Source organism: Acetobacter sp. (genome assembly GCF_047723915.1).
In the GTDB taxonomy this organism is placed as follows: Bacteria; Pseudomonadota; Alphaproteobacteria; order Acetobacterales; family Acetobacteraceae; genus Acetobacter.
This window is the reverse complement of record NZ_JBDOBQ010000032.1, coordinates 1-18,101: the sequence shown is the minus strand read 5'-3', so window position 1 is coordinate 18,101 and position 18,101 is coordinate 1. Positions and strand designations below refer to the sequence as shown.

The window sequence follows — 18,101 nt, the reverse complement described above, 5'->3', positions numbered from 1 at the left end:
CCGTCAATCTTTCCACCACTTGACCGGGCTGGGGCCTTCGCTTTCGGCTTCGTCCTGGGCCAGCACATAAGCACGGCGGCGGCGGGGCCGGGGGGCCGGTTTGCCGTCAACCGGGGCGGGCGGAGTGTCCTGCGCCACGGCCTGCGCCGCACTGTCGCGCGCGGCCTCGACCTGCTGGTTCAGCACCAGAATATCGGCCTCGCGCTTGGCCAGCATCTGCTGCGTGGCGCGCAGGTCGCGGGCGCTCTGGGCCAATGCCGCGTCGCGCTCGGCCAGTTTGGCCTGAACATCGCGCACCAGGGTTTCAGCAACGCCCAGACGGGTTACAAGACCCCGCTGCGCGGCCTGAAGATCCGCCAACTGGCGTTCGGCTTCTTCCGCGCGGAGCTTTTCCTCCGCCAGATTCCGGCGGGCACGGCTGAGTTCGGAATGATCGTCATCCGAAAAATGCACCGCGCGGGCAGACCCGCCAAGGCGCGGGCTGGCCGCCGTGCGCGGCGCGCTGGCCCGACCCAGCAGGTGCTTTTCAACCGGCACTTCGCCATCACGCACGAAACGGCGGCGCTTTGCCGCATCCGGCGTGGGACGCGCCGCAGCGCGCCCGGCCCCACCCGATGAATGCCCGATCCGCTCCAGCGCATTGCGCATGCTGGCTTCTTCAAGCCCTTCTTCCTCCTTCCTGTCAGACGGGGAAGACGACAGAAAAGACGATGTATTCATATTTGAAGATGTCACGTTTTGAATATTTCGTACCTGAACCTGAACCATGCGGCCCGGCCCGTTTGTTATTTGATGAGTTATCTGACCGACTAGTCTGGCGAATGCCCCAGCCCGCGTTTTCCACGCGGCATGGAGAAAACAGATGCGGTGTCGCATCCCGGCCATAACGCCATTTACAGGCCGTGGCGAACGCCAAAAGCATTCGTCCTGCACACCAGATACCACGCTCTTCTGCATTCTCCAAGACAGAACCGCGAAAATCGTACCAATTTGATCCTGCATGCCATCTGCGGGGGTGCGGACCGCCTAGGGAGTACGGGCCGGTGCCCATAAAAGATCGGCCTGACCGTCATCGTTGAAATAACGCGCAAGAACAAAAAAGTAATCAGACAATCTGTTCAGTATTTTCAGGATCGCGGGATTGACCTGTTCATGCCGGGCCAGGGCGACAACCTGCCGTTCGGCCCGGCGGACCTGGGTGCGCGCTATATGCGCCCAGCCTGCCGCCATGCTGCCGCCGGGCAGTACAAAACCGCGCAGGGGCTGCTGGCGCACGCGCATTTGCTCTATCCAGTCTTCCATATCGGCTATGATAGTTTCCTCAACCCGGCGGGCACGCTGCGTGCGTGGGCCTTCGGGCTGGCAGAGATCGGCCCCGATATCGAATAGCAGGTTCTGCAGGGCCGCCAGTTCCGCAACAATCGGCCGGGGGGCGGATACCTGGGCTGTTGCGGCATGGGCGCGCACCAGCCCAAGGGTGGCATTAACCTCATCCAGAGCGCCCAGCGCCTCGATACGCGCACTGTCCTTGCCCACGCGCGCGCCATCGCCCAGCGATGTCTCGCCCCCGTCGCCCCCACGGGTTACCACCTTGTCGATCCGAATGCTCATGCTCCACCTTTTTTCTTTCCCAGGCCCGTGACGTCGGGCGTGGCACCTGCCCGGAGCCTAGCAGAAAACGCGCAGTACCACCCGCTGGCCCTCCGGCCAGTTCACCATAACGGGCAGCCATAGTGGACAGCCATAGCGGGCGGCCATAACCGGCAGGCATACGGAACCCGCACCGCACGTCGAATGCCCTTTGCCGCGCGCCGTCAATGCGCCTATACACCACACCCATGCTGACATCGCATTCTCTCCCCCGTATCTGGCTTATCTGTGGCGCCCTGGCGGCAGGCAGCGGTACCGTCATGGGCGCGCTGACGGCCCACCTGCCAGACAGCGCCTTTGCCGTGGGTGGGCGGGCCATGGCCCATAACGCCATGGATATGCAGATGTGGCATGGCATAGCCCTTGTCGCGCTGGGCCTGGGCGTGGCCACACGTCCGAACCGCCTGCTGCTGGCAGGTGGCACGGGTCTTCTTGTCGGTATGCTGCTGTTTTGCGGCGGCGTTTACTACACCGCGTTTACGGGCCAGCGTATCAGCCACATGGCGCCCACCGGCGGCAGCCTGATCATTCTGTCGTGGCTGGCGCTGGCGGCAGGCTGGGCGCGCCGGGCGTGAGCGCAACCATAAAGGGCGCGTGGCTGGCGGCCGAAGGGCTGGAGACCATTCTGGCCGAAGACCTGCAACGCCGTGGCATAAACATCGACCGCTGGCACGGGCGGCTGGGGCTGTCCACGCATGCGGCGGTGTATTCGCCCTGGGCGCTCGATATCTGGGCCGAACCCGAACAGGCGGACATTACCTCCATCCGGCATGCGGCGGACATCCTGCGCGCCGTCCAGAGAAACTGGAGCCTGTACGCCGCCGACTGCTTCCGCCGCGCCGGGTTGATCGAGGATCGCCTGCCGCCGGTCAAGGCGGCACCTGTCGTTTTTCCCGCCCCCGCTCCCACCAGCCCGCTGGGGGCGTGGACCCTGCTGGATACCGCAACCCTGCTGTTTTCGGCCCGCAAAAGCAGCCCTTTCGTAAACGGCACCCCCAGCTTTGTGGAAAACCGGACAGACCCGCCATCACGCGCGTATCTGAAACTATGGGAAGCCTGCACCCGCCTCAACCGCTGGCCGGAACCGGGCGCAATCTGCTACGATCTGGGGGCGACACCCGGCGGCTGGACCTGGGCGCTGGCCAGTCTGGGCGCGCATGTCACGGCGTTCGACCGGGCCCCTCTGGCGCCGTCGGTGGCGGCCATGCCGGGAGTATCCTTCCAGCAGGCCAGCGCGTTCGGGCTCGACCCGCGACAGTTACCCCGCGCGGACTGGGTTTTTTCCGATATCATCGCCTACCCGCAACGGCTTTTGCGCCTTGCACGAAACTGGATCGACAGCGGACAGACCAGAAACCTTGTCCTGACTGTCAAATTCCAGGGCGAGACAGACCACGAAACCGTTGCCGCGTTCGAGGCCATTCCCGGTGGGGCGCTGGCCCATCTGGCCCATAACAAGCATGAACTGACCTTTTTCTGGTCGGAAGATGCGGCACGACGGGGCGCCTCGCCCCTGCCCGGTCTTTTCCAGGCCGAAACTGGCATGCCGTGCGCACCCGCCGCAACCGAGAGCGACGGGTAAGCCCGCAAGCCCCTGCAACACCAGTGCGGGAAAAACAGCAGCCAGCCCCGACAGACCCCGTGCGACCTGCATGCCGTTTCGAGCCGCCCCGCCGTCCCGGTCTGACGACCAGATCCGACGGCCCGCAATCTGACGGCCAGGTCTTCGCGACCAACTATCTGCGCGCCCCGCTATCCGTGCGGCCAGCTATCCGTGCGGACGGCCTTTTACGGCCGGGTCTTTACGGTCAGGTCTGTGCTGCGGGTTCAGGGGCCCGCAGCGTGGGTGCCGGCGCGCATGGCGGCCTGATGCTTCTCGACCGAGGCCTTAAGACCCGGTACATCCGGCGCGGCCAGCGTATCGACATAGGTATTGTGCCGCCAGACCCAGCGGTCCGACCCATCGACCAGAATATCGCGCATGCCGCCATGGGTGGTCGCCAGCAGGCGGATCGGCCCGCTGACCGAATCCAGCACCTTTTTCCACCCGTTCCCCTGCTGGAGATACACATCCGTCGAACACCCGGCCGAACCGCACAGGCTGGCCGACTGCACCTGCACGAACAGGCCCATGCTTTTTCCGTTGGTGGACAGGGGGGCGGAGCCGATCATGACCAGTGGTTTTTCGTGGTGCCTGCGCGCCGTCGCCAGATCATCCGCGTTCAGGTCGCGGGCCTGGGCGTCCAGCGGGCTGCCCGGCTGGCTGGACAGCGCCACCTCCACCGAACCATGTGCGGCAGGGGCCGGGGCCCTGACACGCGCATGCGCCACAGGCGCCACCCCCGCCGCAAGAACAGCCAGGCCAAGGCCTGTGCGCAGGACCGCATACCCCACGACCGGGCTGCGCAAAAGGGCGGCCTGTGCCGCCCGGCTCCATTTTTGCCCCATGCTCTGGCGCATAACACGACGATACGTCACAAAAGGCTCCTTATCCCCCAACCAACCTGCCGGACCCATCCGCAAGGACCGATCATGACCAGAGCTGACGCCCCGCGCAATCCCACGCCTGAGCCGGAGCACCCGCGCCCCGGGCTGTACCGTCATTACAAGGGAGGATTCTATACCGTGCTGCATACCGCACGCCATAGCGAGACCGAGGAATGGCTGGTGATCTACCGTTCCGAAGCCCGGCAGGACTACTGGGCAAGGCCGCTGGCCATGTGGTGCGAACAGGTCGATGGCGCCCCCCGCTTTGCGCCGGTCGAACCATCTGCCGCCAAAAGCTGAACACAGGCGCGGACAACCGCGCCAAGGCCACACCCGGCCTGTGCCACGCGGGTACATGAGCCGGGGCGGGCCGGGCCCCGTATGGCGGATACAGAAAAGGCCAGCCACCCTGCGGTGACTGGCCTTTTCTGCGCCGTGGCTGAACACGCCCCGGGGACTGGCCCCAGAGCGTGCTTATACCGGGCTGTTAGAGGGATGCCTTGGCCCGTGCCAGAACGACCTTGCAGGTCTTCTGGCGGATCGGCAGCGTTGCCATGGCAACGGTGTAGATCTTGTCCTTGACACGGATCTGACCGGCAGAACCGATCGCATAGAACATGTTGCCTTCGGCGCCATCCGGCACAGCGTTGGTTTTCTTGACGTATTCCTGCAGGGTGTGGAACGCGTCGTCGTAATCAACATATTCGTTCTGCACGCAGTAGTTCAGCAGCCCGGCATTTTCCGCCGGGTCGATGGACGCTACGAGATCAGACGGGTCCACCGTGGACAAGCCAGACGTGTCGCCCGCCCGTGCGCCCGTGATGGTGGCGTCTTCCTGCGCGTGGGCAAGCACCGGAGCGCCAGCCAGCAGGGTAGTGGTCAGAGCAAGCGCCGACAGGGCACGTACTGCAATAAGTTTCATTCAGAATCTCCCTCGCGGAATATGCGCCAAACTGGCCTGTAACCCGCCCAAAGATCAAGCTGCTCCCTTGCGCGCAAAGCACATGGCTGACCATTGCGGCACGGCAATTCCACCTTGCATGCCCCATGCCGCGACCCGTGATCCCCCCGGGGCCGACCGCGCCACCCGTGACGCGCGCGCGCGGCACGCCCCCGCCCCTGGCCACCAGCGCAGACAGGGCTGCCAAAAATATCGTGATGCCATCTCGGCTTTCTTGATCCACCGGGGCTGCCCCCACCCGCCAGAGGGCGCTGTGGCAGCGGCTAATGCCTTTGCCTTCAAGGGTCTAGGGGCGATGTTATAGCAACCCAGGGCAGGTATGCGCATACGTTGCATTGCCGACTATCACGATATGGTGATAATGGCGCGACAAGGCAAAACCGCAGCCTGGCCGTGTGTGCCGTGCCGGTGTCTCAGACGTGACCGGTATGACACATGATATCCCGGCAACGTATATGTCTTGTTATGACAAACCGTGATAGGTTTTCAACCCTGTCGTTTGTACTCGGCTTTTCATGCCGCCCGGAGAAAGCATGACCACCCGCAAGGGACATGACGCGCGACTGGTTGTCGCCATTCTGCTGGTTACCATGGCCATGGGAATGCTGGATGCCATATCGCTCCTGCACCTCAAGATGTTCGCAGGCTATCTGACGGCAAGCATCATTCTTATTGCCGCCAATATCGCCACATCCCAGGCGATTGTGCTGTCCGGATTCGAGGCGATCGGCTGTTTTTACCTCGGTGCGCTGGTCGGAGGCCGCATCGTCCGGCGCAAACGCGCCACCCGGCTTGTCATTGGCGACATTCTGCTGGGCGTAGGCTGCCTTATGGGGCTGACAGCCTGGATCTGGTCGTGCGACCTGCCGGGCAACACCTACATTACGCTGGGGCTGCTTTCGCTCACCATGGGGTTGCAGACATCCGCCACCCGGCATGCGCAACTGCCGGACATGACATTGCCCGCGGCAACGGTCGTGCTGCACGGACTTGCGCATAACAGCACCGCCGCAGGAGGCGACAATGCCGGTCACTGGCGCAGGAAAGCCGCGATTGGCGCCCTGTTCCTGGGCGCGCTGATGGGCACGCTGGTCTCGCGCCAGAGCGTGGCCGAGGGAATAGCCGGGGCAAGCATTATCGTCCTGGCGGCGGGACTGCTGCTGCACGCGCGCCCGGCCGCATTGCTGACACGGCTCGACCGCATGAGCATTACCTGATCGCGTACCACGCACGACCGCGCTCCTGCACCCCGCATAAATGCGCAACCGCCCCGGTACGGTGGGCAATGGCACCCGCGATATCAAAACCCGTGCTGGCCGAACACTGGCCCGAACAAACGCAGGTTTCTTACCCCGGCCCAGCAGGACTGACATATCGCCCGCCGCCGCCTGTAAATGGCACCCGCCACCGGCAAACCCCGATGGAGAAAACCTGCCAACCGAGTAGGCCCGCGAGTAGGCCCGATGGTCTTGCGGGCAGGCTTACGCCTTCTGCTTCGCCCAGCTTTCGGGCTCCGCGTGGCGGGCCTCGCGGCGGCCGATAAAGAACGAACCCAGCGCGTAACACGCAAGCGATGTCGCAAGAGAGGCAAGGGCCGTCATGCGCTGGTCGGCGTTGAAGAACATGGCCAGAAACACCAGCCCCGCCCCGCCCAGTGTTGCGTAATTGCACAGCGGGAACAGGGGCAGCGTGTAATGTCCGGCTTCGCGCCCGGTGCGGCGGGCCTTGTTGCGCGACACGATATAGGCGGTCACGATCAGGGTGTAGATAACCAGAATAACCCCGCCGCTACAGCTCAGCAGAAAAACGAAAATGGTATTGGGCGCAAGGATGGATGAAAACGCCACCAGCGTGCCCGCAATCCCGCTGAAGGCAATGGCCGCACGTGGCGCGCCAGATGCGGCACGGCGGGCCAGAATGGCCGGAGCGTCACCCCGGCTCGCCAGTTCCGTCAGCACGCGCGAGGTAATGTACAGGCAGGAATTCAGGCATGACAGAATGGCGCTGAGCACGACAATGCGCATCATAAGCCCCGCGCCCGGCACGCCCATGACATCCATGGCCGCGACAAAGGGGGACTGGCCACCCACCACGTCGGACCACGGCACCACGATCAGAATCATGCTGATGGCCATGACATAGAACAGCGTCACCCTCAGCCCCAGGCTGCGCGTGACACGGGCGATGCTTTTATGCGGCTCGGGCGATTCCGCCGCTGCAACGGTGGCGATTTCCGCCCCGATCATGCTGAACATGATGGTGGGCACGATGGACATGACCGCAAGCGAGCCATAGGGGAAAAAGCCGCCATGCCCGAACACGTTATGCGTAACCGCAACCCCCGGCCCGAACACATGCCCGACATAAAGGGCCGACAGCACGACAAACGCCACAATACTGACAACCTTGATGGTGGACAGCCAGAACTCGCATTCGCCAAAAATACGCGGAGCCGCGAAATTAACGGCCTTGAGCACGGCGATAATCAGGATGGACAGCAGCCAGACCGGCAGGTTGATCCAGTCGCGCAACAGGATGGCACCGGCTATGGCCTCGCTCCCCAATGCCACGATCCAGAAAAAACAGTACAGCCACCCGGCGGTAAAACCCAGCCGGTCGCCATGGGCTGCGCGAATGTATTCCACAAAGGACCCGCGCCCCGGATCGGCCACCACCATTTCGCCCAGCATGCGCATGACCAGCACCACCAGCCCGCCCACCAGCAGATAGGCCAGCACCACGGCAGGCCCGGTCGCGGCTATGGCGGCACTGCTGCCCACGAACAGACCGGCCCCGATGGTCCCCCCCAGAGAGATCATGGCAATGTGCCGGTTCCGTAGTCCCGCCACCTGCTTGTCCACGGTAGCGCCACCTGGTTCAGCCATGGGATGTCCTATCGTTCGTGTTGACCGTATGCGGAACATACCTCAAACGTAACGATCAGGGAAATCGCTCCCTGCCTGCGCGAACATAAAACGCGGTCCGGCGCGGGCAAAACGGGCGGACGACACAGCCCCACCCTGCCCGCCGGAATGACATTTGCCGTTATTTTCCAGACGACTACGCGCTGACACGCCATGGCATGACAGCACTGTCCCGCACAGCACAGGCGGGGAATAACGACGTTTTAAAAAATCAGGGAAGCGTTGGAGCGGATGAGGGGAATCGAACCCCCGTATGCAGCTTGGGAAGCTGCCGTTCTACCATTGAACTACATCCGCGTATCCGAACGCGGCGGACTATAGCGCCATGCCCGACCGGTTGCAATGCACCTAATCCGCTTTTCACGTCACCACGCACTTCAAAGGTTAAGGAACTGTATCCAAAGTCAGCCAGAAAGGCTGGCGAGAGATTTCTCCCTTGGGTTTCCCACGCCCTCAAAAAACGCCATACACACTACGGCTTGATCTTGAAGTTAAGGCAGATAATGACTGTGGCGCCTTGAACGGTAACGGGGAAGGTTGGTTTTCAGCTTAATGATAACCTTTGCGAGACCTATGGGGCAGAGCGTCGATAAACAGACGATATCCGCAACCGTTCCCTCAACATGACCGTCACGACCGGAGAGAAGACCTTTTATCCGGGCTACCGTCCTTCACTCGAAGCCTGCTGCCGCATTCACCTAATTTACTAAAAGCGTTTCATGGATCAAACAAAAACACAAGTCCCCACCGTAATATCTATCCTCTCACTGACGACACACGCTGGAGCGATAGCAGGTAGTGATTACAATAATGTTGCCTCTTGCAATGACATCATTGCAAGATTCCAAGAAACAGATAACACATCACATAAAGATTTTATCCAGCGAACCGTTCCTTGGAAGCGGTCGAGGAGTTTAGAAATGAAAAAATATTTCTCTCCGGTTTTTGAAGATCGGTTAAGTTCTTCAGAAATTCATAAAACGGTGGCTATCATTGGGAGCGGTCCTGCCGCACCAACCGCTCACCAACTGCTCGGTCCTACCACAATTGTTTGGGTTATTAACAATGCCTGGCGCGCAGTCCCAAAATATGACGCATTAATTTATAGTGACGACTTGCCTTTGGAGCGGAAGCCCGATGCTATCAGTTTAGCACGCTTGGGACGGTCAAGCCCGCAATATTACCCGGCAATGGTTCAGCATGGCGGTATACTTTTTTGTGGAGCGACAATGGCCCTAGCCGCAGGTTACATGGCAATTGAAGCATTCCCTTTTAGTCAGATTGCATTTTATGCCTCGGATATGACCTATGATTCCGCACCCTCTCACTTTTACGGTGAAGGGTCTGCTGACCCGTTGCGACACGATATCTCGTTACAAGATCTTGACGCAAAATGCCTGCGATTATTTTACATGGGATTGGAGAGAGGGTGTCTCGTCGTAAATGCATCATCAGCGAATATTAGCCGTTTGGCTATTCCTCATCCCAAAAATTCCGCATTTCTCCGTGTGAACGTGATGGAAGATTTAAAACAACCATTGATAAACTTGTTGGATACATTGAGGCCTCTTGCCGATGCCGCCCTTAAAATCGAGGCGCAGGCCGAATTTGATGCAGGCGTATATGACTACGGACGCTATATGAAAGAGAATGCCGTTTGGGAATATGTGCGCCGAGTGGATGCGGCATGGGCGCTTATGAAACCTGCGGTACGTAATTTTTCCGATTTGCTAACCGAGACCATTAAAGCGAAATGTGAAGCGCCCTCTTTAATCCGCCAGCCAACTGAAACGGCATGATCGAGCTGATTTTCCACCGAAAATGAGATCCAACACTTTTTTTACCAAAACAACCCCGAAATATCGCAACGTCCTCATAATAGGCTGGAATAAACTGTTCCCGCTGCCGTCCAACCCGTCTCGGACATCAGCTGTCGTCGCTCACGACAAGCCGTTGGGAACCGTCCTGCTCAGTCGGCCTCCGCCTCGGGGCTGATCAGGTCTGAAATATGGCCCAGTTCGCGTAGGCCCAGCCCTTCGGGCGGGCGGGTCCGGGCGTTGCCGCGGGCAATGCGACGGGGCAGGACCGCCTGCGTAAAGCCCAGCTTGGCCGCCTCTTTCAGTCGGGCGTCGGCCTGTGCCACCTGGCGGATTTCGCCCGACAGGCCCACCTCGCCAAAATACACCTCGCCGGAATTGGTGGGCACGCCGGTCGCGGCCGAGACCAGGGCCGCCGCCACCGCCAGATCCGCCGCGGGTTCGGCCACCTTGAGCCCCCCCGCCACGTTGAGATACACATCCATGCCAGAAAGCTTGAGCCCGCACCGCGTTTCCAGCACGGCCAGCAGCATGGCCAGCCGCCCGCTGTCCCAGCCCACCACGGCACGGCGGGGCGCGCCATCTCCCCCTTTGGGGGACAGCAGGGCCTGCACCTCCAGCAGGACGGGGCGCGTGCCCTCCAGCCCCGCGAATACGGCAGACCCCGCGATATTGCCCCGCCGTTCGGCCAGGAACAGGGCGGAAGGATTGCTGACTTCCTCCAGCCCGCGATCGGTCATGGCAAAAACGCCAATTTCGTCGGTCGCGCCGTAACGGTTCTTGGCGGCGCGCAGAATACGGAACTGGTGGCCGCGATCGCCTTCGAAATACATGACGGCATCCACCATGTGTTCGAGCACACGCGGACCGGCCAGAGCCCCCTCCTTGGTCACGTGGCCCACCAGCACCAGACAGAATCCCCGCCGCTTGGCCGCCCGGATCAGTTCGAACGCGCAGGCCCGCACCTGCGAGACGGTGCCGGGGGCACTTTCCACGGTTTCGAGCCACATGGTCTGGATGGAATCGATCACCACAGCCCGCACGTCGGGTTCGCTGTCCAGAGTCGCTATAATATCGGCCACATTGATCGAGGCCGCCAGTTCCAGCTTGGCCTGACCCACACCAAGCCGCTGGGCGCGCAGGCGAATCTGGTCCACCGCCTCTTCGCCCGAAATATAGAGCACCCGCTCGCCCTGTCCCGCCAACCGGCTGGCCGCCTGCAACAGCAGGGTAGACTTGCCAATACCCGGATCGCCCCCGACCAGCACGACGGACGCCGGTACGAATCCTCCGCCCAGCACGCGGTCGAGTTCGGCAATACCCGAATGCACACGCGGCGGCGGCTGCACCTGGCCCTGCAGTTCCTCCAGCCGGACACGCCGCCCGCCCCCCGCACGTGACGAGACGGAAGAGGCCGCCAGCGGTTCGAGCGGCATTTCCTCCAGCGTGTTCCATTCTCCGCAGCCCTCGCACTGGCCCACCCACTTGGCGTGGACAGCCCCACAGGCCCTGCATACGTACTGGCGGGTCGGTTTTCTGGCCAAGACTGCTTTCCCCTTTTACGCCCGCCGCAACCTGTGTTCCGCGCGACATGGCTGTTCCCTGATCTGGAATAAAACGGGAACAAACTCAACCCCACCCGGGCATTGGCGCGCGTGCGTTCCATGACATGCTTTGACGAACCCGGCATGAGGGGTTACGGCTCGGTAACGCGTTCGGGGGTGCAGCCACCCCCACCAGCAGGAGCAGACAGTTCAGCCCTATGGACATGGTGCTTGATCTCGTGGCCGGCATAGGCCGGGCCACACTTTCTTTCATACGTGCAGCCGGCGCCCTGGCGCTGTTCGCGCTGGAAGGGCTTTCGCACATCGTGCGGCCGCCCTTTCATGCGCGCGTCTTCCTGACCTGCTTTGTCGAGACGGGTTTTTTCTCCCTGCCCGTTGTCGCCCTGACAGCCATTTTCTCGGGCGGGGTCATTGCCCTGCAATCCTATACGGGGTTTGCGCAGTACCATGCCCAGAGCGCCATTGCGGGCATCGTGGTGCTGGCGGTCACACGGGAACTGGGGCCTGTTCTGGCCGGTCTTATGGTGGCCGGGCGCGTGGGGGCCGCCATGGCGGCCCAGATCGGCACCATGCGCGTGACAGACCAGATCGACGCGCTGTCCACCCTGTCCACCAACCCCATGAAATATCTGGTGGCGCCGCGCCTGCTGGCGGGACTTGTCGCCCTGCCCCTGCTGGTGCTGATCGCTGACGTGCTGGGGGTGGCCGGGGGTTTTATGGTTGCGGTGGTCAAACTTGGTTTTTCACCGCCCGCCTATATTACCGCCACCCTGAACGCCGTGAAGTTCGAGGATGTCAGCGTGGGGCTGGTCAAGGCGGCCCTGTTCGGCTTCCTGATCGCCCTTATGGGCTGCTACCACGGGTATAACAGCAAAGGGGGCGCACAGGGCGTGGGCTCGGCTACCACGGCGGCCGTGGTTGCGGCCTCCATCCTGCTCCTGGCGTTCGACTACCTGATCACGGACCTGTTCTTCTCACACTGACATGCCGCATACGGATGGCCCACGCACCATGACCCCTGGCACGCCCGCTGGTACACGACCCGGCACCCCGAATGGCACCGCCGCTGCCCCGCCCAAGATCCGCATCCGCGACCTGCACAAGGCCTTCGGGGACAAGAAAGTGCTCGATGGCGTGTCGCTCGATGTCGCGCAGGGTACGTCCTTTGTCGTTATCGGCGGTTCGGGCAGCGGCAAGTCGGTGCTGCTGCGCTGTATTCTGGGGCTGATGACGCCAGACGCCGGCAGTATCGAAATCGACGGTGAGGACGTACTGAACGCACCCGCCCACCGGCGCGACGCCCTGCGCAACGAGGTGGGCATGCTGTTCCAGAACGGTGCGCTGTTCGACAGCCTGCCGGTCTGGGAGAACGTGACCTTCGGGCTGCTGGCCCGCAACAAGCTCAGCCGCAGGGATGCCCATGCCCATGCGGGCACCATTCTGGCCCAGGTGGGGCTGGACCCGTCGGTGGGCGACCTTTACCCGTCTGAACTTTCGGGCGGCATGCAAAAGCGCGTGGGGCTGGCGCGGGCCATCGCCGCGCAGCCGGATATCCTGTTTTTTGACGAACCCACAACCGGGCTGGACCCGATCATGGGGGCGGTCATTGACGGGCTGATCGTGGACTGCGTGAAAAAACTCGGCTCGACCGCAATCGCCATTACCCATGACATGGCATCCGCCCAGCGGATCGGGGATGAAGCGGCCATGCTCTACCGGGGCAGGCTGATCTGGCAGGGGCCAGCCACCGCGCTCATGGACAGCGGCAACCCCTATGTGGACCAGTTTACCCATGGCCGCCGCGAAGGCCCCATTGCCATGGAACTGCGGCGCTAGGGCCCGGCCGTTCCCGGCTGCCACTCTTTTCTTGCCCGCAATGGCAACGAGTGAGATAGAAGCATTCGACTTGAAGTGGGGATGACACAGACAATGACACGTGCGGTTCTGCTGCTGGCCTGCGCCCTTGGCCTTGGCGCTTGCGGGATGTTCCATAAACCGCCGTCCCACCTGGGCACCCCGGCACAATGGGAGCCGCTGGGCTACCGCGACCACCTGCAATCCAACGGCACCTGATCGGCGCGGCACCGCTGGTTTTTTCTGACCTACGGGCACCGCCTGCCGGTCAGCCCTGCATACGCCCTGCCGCGTCATTTTTACCCGCATGACACGATTATGCTGTATGGTCGTAAGGTAACGCGGGCTGTCCCGGCCATGACCGCCCGCCACACCAACCGGCACGGCAGGGTGTTATGGCCAGATATTCCTTCGAACAACCCGCAGCCAGCGAGATCACGCCCAAAGCCGCGTACCTGAACCGCCGCTCCTTGCTGGCGGGAGCAGGCGGGATGATTGCGGCTGGCTCCGCACGGGCGGCAGGGCTGCAGACCCGCCCCGGCCCTTTCAACGCCCCCGAGCCGCAGACCCCGCTCGACGCCGTCACGCATTACAACAATTTCTACGAATTCGGGCTGGAGAAAGAAGACCCCGCCCGACTTTCGGGCCGGTTCCAGCCCCGGCCATGGACCGTGCGCATAGACGGCGCCGTGGCAAAACCGATCACGCTCGATATCGATGCGCTGATTGCAAAACACACGGTCGAAAGCCGCATTTACCGCATGCGCTGTGTCGAGGCATGGTCCATGGTCATCCCGTGGGACGGCATTCCGCTGGCCCAGATCCTGCGCGAGGCGGATATCCTGTCCTCGGCCCGGTATGTGGCGTTCCGCTCCGTGCTGCGCCCGGAGGAAATGCCCGGCCAGTCCATGGGGGCGGGCACGATCGACTGGCCATACGTGGAAGGGCTGCGGCTGGATGAGGCCATGCACCCGCTCACCCTGCTGGCCGTCGGGCTGTATGGCGATATTCTGCCCAACCAGAACGGCGCACCCATCCGCCTTGTCGTGCCGTGGAAATACGGGTTCAAGGGTATCAAATCGATCACGACCATCACCCTGCTCGACACCATGCCCCCAACGTCGTGGAACCGGCTGGCACCGGATGAATACGGGTTTTACGCCAACGTAAACCCGGAGGTGGACCACCCCCGCTGGAGCCAGGCCAGCGAACGCGTGATCGGCAGCGGCGGCTTTTTTGGCGAACGCCGCCAGCCCACGCGGCTGTTCAACGGCTATGCGGAACAGGTGGCCCCCCTTTACGCGGGCATGGACCTGCGCCGCTATTACTAAGCCCATGCAACCCGCAGACCGCCAGACGCAGACCAGCAGCCAGACCGGCAGACAGACCGGCAGGCAGACAGGCCCCCAGGGACAGACCAGGGCGCGGACAAGGGCCGCCCCCGGCCCGGCAGGGTTCCGCAAAGCCATACCCCCCGTACTCTACCTTGCAGGGCTGGCCCCGGCGGCGTGGGCGTTCTGGCTGGGCGCGCGCAACCAGTTGGGGGCCGACCCGGTTCGCACGTTCGAGCATATACTGGGGTTGTGGGCTTTCCGCTTTCTGCTGGCATCCCTTACCGTAACCCCGCTCCGCGCCCTGTCTGGCATCAATCTTGTGCGCTACCGGCGCATGCTGGGGCTGCTGGCCTTTGCCTATGCCGTCATGCATGTGGCAGCCTATATCGGGCTGGACCTGCGCTTTGACTTCGCGATCCTGTATCGTGACCTGACAAAACGACCGTTCCTGATTTTCGGCATGCTGGCCCTTGTCACCCTGCTGCCGCTGGCCGCCACGTCCAACAAGGTCTCCATCCGCGCACTGGGGCGCAACTGGCGCCGCCTGCACCGTCTGGTCTATGTCGCGCTGGTCGCGGCCTGTGTGCATTTTCTGATGGCGTTCAAGACATGGCATATGGACGCACTGGTCTATGTCGGGATCGGGGCCATGCTGCTGGCGCTGCGACTGGCGGCCACCCTGTGGCGGGCGGCCCGTCGCGCATAGGGCGGCACCCAGCCGCCTGCGCCTTGCCCCTTGCCTCCTGCCCGCAATGGTGTGGAAACCCTCTTTTAAAACCCGGCCGTTACACCTACCAAGGACTGGTAACCCCCAAAGGACTGGTAACCCCGGAATCTTCCGCCTGTCCGGGCCGTGCGGCAGACCCCATGATGCTTGAGGTACAAGGCTTGAAACGTCCATCCCCGATCCGTGTTCTTATAGCAGCATGTGCTGGCATGCTGACTGGACTGACCCTGATGACATGCCCCGGCATGGGGCATGCGGCGGACACCACGCAACAGACGACAGTCCCCTCCGCGGTCTCCGGCCCGGCATCCGGGGCAGCCTCCGGAACCGCACCCTTTATCACCAGTGTTTCGGACAGCGTTCCGGACAAGATGCTGGACGACATGGGGGCGGAAATCCGCGCCATTTACACAACCAGCCTCAAGGAACACGAAACAGGTGTGGACTCCGCCGATCTGGCCAGCCTGTTGCGCCGCACCACAGCCCTGACCACCCAGGTCGATACGCTGATCGCCCGGATCAAGCCGTATCAGGCCATGTATCAGAATTTTCTCGATATTCTCGGCAAGCCTCCCGGCAAGGACGACCTGCCCGAAGCCCCGTCCCTGGCCGAACAGCGCAAAACCCTGCTGGCCCGCCAGCAGGACGTAACCGCAAGGCTGACACGGCTGCGGCTTTACCAGAGCGAAGCGCGGCAGTTGCTCAGCGAACTGCGCCTGCATGGCAATGCCATCCAGCAGGCAACGTTATGGCAGCGTTTCCCATCCCCCCTGGGGGTCAATTTCTGGTCCGGACTTGCGCAGACCTATCTCCCGGACAGCGCTCGCCTGCATAATCTCGGCCAGCAGGCCGGCATGGCGGTCAAGGTTGCATGCAGCGGCTCGCGCACGCTGGTAACGCTGGGGGGGCTTGCGGGTGCGCTGCTGCTGCTGGCGGCGTGGCTGGCCTGCCACCGGCCGCTGCGCCGCCTGATCCTGCGCTTTCTGCCCCATGGCGCCATTCGGCCCATTGCCGCCACGGCCCTGTGCGCCGTGGTTGCCATTGTGGCATGGAGCCTGTTTTACCAGATTGTCTGGAACACGCTCGCCTTCGACAACCCGGCTGCCGAAGGTGACCTGGCGCTGCTTGCGGGCATGATAGGCGTGCAGGTACCGCTTTGCGCGTTCGTGCTGGAAATGGGCCGCTGCCTGCTGTCGCGCCGACCGGAATGGCGGATTTTTTCCATGCCGGACGACCTGGCCCGGGGGCTGCGCCTGTTCCCGACCTGGCTGGCCATTGCCATGCTGGTGCGTGGTGCGCTGCGTTACATGGACACCCATAGCGGCCTTTCGCTTCTGGCGGTTCAGGTCATGGACGGGCTTTACACGCTGTGTGTCAGCCCGCTGCTGTTCGCGGTGCCCCACAAACTGCGCAGGGCCGTCTCCACCTCCGATGATGAAACCAGCGCCCCGCTGGCGGAATTTGCGAAAAGCGCCGCCATGGGAGTTGCCGTCCTGTGCTGTTCGGCCGTGGTGCTGGGCTATGTGCCGCTGGGGTACATGCTCGTTTCATGGCTGAGCATCATGAGCATAAGCCTGTGCGGTCTGTTTCTGATTTCTGTCCTGATCGGCACCGTGGCGGGCACCCTGTTTACGTCCCATGCGCGGCTGGGCAGGCGGCTGGTGGAACTGGGGCTGCCCGCGCGCCTGGTCAACCAGGCCTGTGTGGTCGTTCCCGGCATGGCCAACGTGCTGTTGCTGGTCGTGGCCTATGCGATTGCCACCAGCGGCGCGAATTTCGATCCCGACCAGATATGGAACCAGCTTTACCTGATGTTCCATGGCACGGACAGCGCCGCCAGCAGCCATGTCTCGCTCGACGCCATACTGCTGTGCGTGGGGCTGTTCGTTGCGGGCCACTACGGGCTGAAAATTCTCAAATCCTGGTTCAGCCACAGGTATTTTCCCACCACCCGGCTGGATATCGGGGCGCAGGCCTCTATCCTGAGCATTCTCAGCTACGCGGCCTGGATTTTGATCGGGCTTGGCGCGCTGTCCATTCTGGGCGTGACCGTGCAGAGCCTGACATGGGTGGTCAGCGCCCTGTCGGTCGGCATCGGCTTTGGCCTGCAATCCATCGTGCAGAATTTTGTCTCGGGCATTATTCTCATGGCCGAACGCCCGGTCTCCATTGGCGATGTCGTGACCATTGCCGGTGTGACCGGCAAGGTGGAGCGGATCAGCGTTCGTTCCACCGATATCCAGCTCGATGACAAATCCATCATGATCGTGCCGAATTCGCAGTTCATCACATCGGCGGTCAAGAACGCGACACGGGCGCAAAAACCCGGCGTGTTCACCATCGTGCTGGACCTGCCCTTCGCCTCCGACCTGCAAAAAGCCATGGAGGTCATGACCACGACACTGGGCGAGTGCGACGCGGTGGAGGCCGATACGCCCCCCACCGTGAGCATGACGGCCGTGGCCGACGGGTCCGCCTCCATTACCGGCAGCGCCAAGGCCCGCGACGGGCTCGATCTCAAGGTTGCGCGCAGCACGGCGCTGTTCGCCATCTGGCAGGCGTTCCAGGACCATGACATTCCCGTCATGGTGCGCCAGATGCCCCGGCCCTGATCCGCCACCTTATTCCCGGCCCCTACCCAGCCCCTGATCCCGGTCCCGCCCCCCCCGCCCCGGCGGGGGGGGGGGGGCGGGGGGGGGCCCGGGGGGGGGGGGGGGGCCGGCCCCCCCCCGCCCCCCCCCCCCCCGGGGGGGGGGTGGGGGGGGCCAGCGCCAAACGCCGG

17 protein-coding genes and 1 tRNA gene are annotated in these 18,101 nt (G+C 62.8%); 11 read left to right on the top strand and 7 right to left on the bottom strand.

What is annotated here, in order from left to right:
* Positions 1-3: 3 nt before the first annotated feature.
* Positions 4-735 (bottom strand): hypothetical protein, encoded by a 732-nt coding sequence (locus ABF990_RS13230; RefSeq protein ID WP_415500248.1) that lies wholly within the window; start codon positions 733-735, stop codon positions 4-6.
* A 291-nt stretch (positions 736-1,026) separates the two neighbouring features.
* The gene (locus ABF990_RS13225; protein WP_415500249.1) at positions 1,027-1,611 is read right to left on the bottom strand and encodes a cob(I)yrinic acid a,c-diamide adenosyltransferase; all 585 of its coding nucleotides are present in this window, start codon (positions 1,609-1,611) and stop codon (positions 1,027-1,029) included.
* 227 nt (positions 1,612-1,838) lie between these two features.
* Here ABF990_RS13225 and ABF990_RS13220 point away from each other — a divergent pair, with 227 nt between their 5' ends.
* On the top strand, positions 1,839-2,225 hold the full coding sequence (locus ABF990_RS13220; RefSeq protein ID WP_415500250.1) for a DUF423 domain-containing protein: 387 nt from the start codon (positions 1,839-1,841) through the stop codon (positions 2,223-2,225).
* Entirely contained in the window at positions 2,222-3,232 is a 1,011-nt protein-coding gene (locus ABF990_RS13215; RefSeq protein ID WP_415500251.1) for an SAM-dependent methyltransferase, read from the top strand. The genes ABF990_RS13220 and ABF990_RS13215 overlap by 4 nt, the downstream gene beginning before the upstream one ends.
* Positions 3,233-3,477: 245 nt before the next feature.
* On the opposite strand, the gene ABF990_RS13210 is transcribed toward ABF990_RS13215, so the two are convergent.
* Entirely contained in the window at positions 3,478-4,128 is a 651-nt protein-coding gene (locus ABF990_RS13210; protein ID WP_415492195.1) for a hypothetical protein, read from the bottom strand.
* Positions 4,129-4,182: 54 nt separating this feature from the next.
* Here ABF990_RS13210 and ABF990_RS13205 point away from each other — a divergent pair, with 54 nt between their 5' ends.
* Positions 4,183-4,437, top strand: a complete 255-nt coding sequence (locus ABF990_RS13205) for a DUF1653 domain-containing protein (protein ID WP_415492196.1) — start codon at positions 4,183-4,185, stop codon at positions 4,435-4,437.
* 187 nt (positions 4,438-4,624) lie between these two features.
* Here ABF990_RS13205 and ABF990_RS13200 read toward each other — a convergent pair whose 3' ends face one another.
* Positions 4,625-5,059, bottom strand: coding sequence for a DUF2501 domain-containing protein (locus ABF990_RS13200; RefSeq protein ID WP_415492197.1), 435 nt, complete (start codon positions 5,057-5,059; stop codon positions 4,625-4,627).
* Positions 5,060-5,631: 572 nt separating this feature from the next.
* On the opposite strand from ABF990_RS13200, the gene ABF990_RS13195 reads away from it, so the two are divergent.
* Positions 5,632-6,315, top strand: a complete 684-nt coding sequence (locus ABF990_RS13195; protein WP_415492198.1) for a YoaK family protein — start codon at positions 5,632-5,634, stop codon at positions 6,313-6,315.
* Between the two features lie 264 nt (positions 6,316-6,579).
* On the opposite strand, the gene ABF990_RS13190 is transcribed toward ABF990_RS13195, so the two are convergent.
* Both ABF990_RS13190 and ABF990_RS13185 read right to left on the bottom strand, forming a co-directional pair.
* Positions 6,580-7,983, bottom strand: coding sequence for an amino acid permease (locus ABF990_RS13190; protein ID WP_415492199.1), 1,404 nt, complete (start codon positions 7,981-7,983; stop codon positions 6,580-6,582).
* 262 nt (positions 7,984-8,245) lie between these two features.
* Positions 8,246-8,319: transfer RNA gene (locus ABF990_RS13185), tRNA-Gly, on the bottom strand.
* Positions 8,320-8,741: 422 nt separating this feature from the next.
* Here ABF990_RS13185 and ABF990_RS13180 point away from each other — a divergent pair.
* Positions 8,742-9,821, top strand: coding sequence for a hypothetical protein (locus ABF990_RS13180; RefSeq protein WP_415500252.1), 1,080 nt, complete (start codon positions 8,742-8,744; stop codon positions 9,819-9,821).
* Positions 9,822-9,991: 170 nt separating this feature from the next.
* On the opposite strand, the gene radA is transcribed toward ABF990_RS13180, so the two are convergent.
* On the bottom strand, positions 9,992-11,383 hold the full coding sequence (radA, locus tag ABF990_RS13175) for a DNA repair protein RadA (protein WP_415500253.1): 1,392 nt from the start codon (positions 11,381-11,383) through the stop codon (positions 9,992-9,994).
* A 218-nt stretch (positions 11,384-11,601) separates the two neighbouring features.
* Here radA and ABF990_RS13170 point away from each other — a divergent pair, with 218 nt between their 5' ends.
* The 6 genes from ABF990_RS13170 (at position 11,602) to ABF990_RS13145 (ending at position 17,931) form a co-directional block, all read left to right on the top strand.
* On the top strand, positions 11,602-12,387 hold the full coding sequence (locus ABF990_RS13170; protein ID WP_415492201.1) for an MlaE family ABC transporter permease: 786 nt from the start codon (positions 11,602-11,604) through the stop codon (positions 12,385-12,387).
* 28 nt (positions 12,388-12,415) lie between these two features.
* Positions 12,416-13,240, top strand: a complete 825-nt coding sequence (locus ABF990_RS13165; protein ID WP_415492206.1) for an ABC transporter ATP-binding protein — start codon at positions 12,416-12,418, stop codon at positions 13,238-13,240.
* Positions 13,241-13,333: 93 nt separating this feature from the next.
* The gene (locus tag ABF990_RS13160) at positions 13,334-13,477 is read left to right on the top strand and encodes a hypothetical protein (RefSeq protein ID WP_415500254.1); all 144 of its coding nucleotides are present in this window, start codon (positions 13,334-13,336) and stop codon (positions 13,475-13,477) included.
* Between the two features lie 176 nt (positions 13,478-13,653).
* On the top strand, positions 13,654-14,589 hold the full coding sequence (msrP, locus tag ABF990_RS13155) for a protein-methionine-sulfoxide reductase catalytic subunit MsrP (protein ID WP_415500255.1): 936 nt from the start codon (positions 13,654-13,656) through the stop codon (positions 14,587-14,589).
* Between the two features lie 4 nt (positions 14,590-14,593).
* Complete coding sequence (gene msrQ / locus ABF990_RS13150; RefSeq protein ID WP_415500256.1) at positions 14,594-15,298, top strand: protein-methionine-sulfoxide reductase heme-binding subunit MsrQ; 705 nt, start codon at positions 14,594-14,596, stop codon at positions 15,296-15,298.
* A 230-nt stretch (positions 15,299-15,528) separates the two neighbouring features.
* Positions 15,529-17,931 (top strand): mechanosensitive ion channel domain-containing protein, encoded by a 2,403-nt coding sequence (locus ABF990_RS13145; RefSeq protein ID WP_415500257.1) that lies wholly within the window; start codon positions 15,529-15,531, stop codon positions 17,929-17,931.
* Positions 17,932-18,101 lie beyond the last annotated feature (170 nt).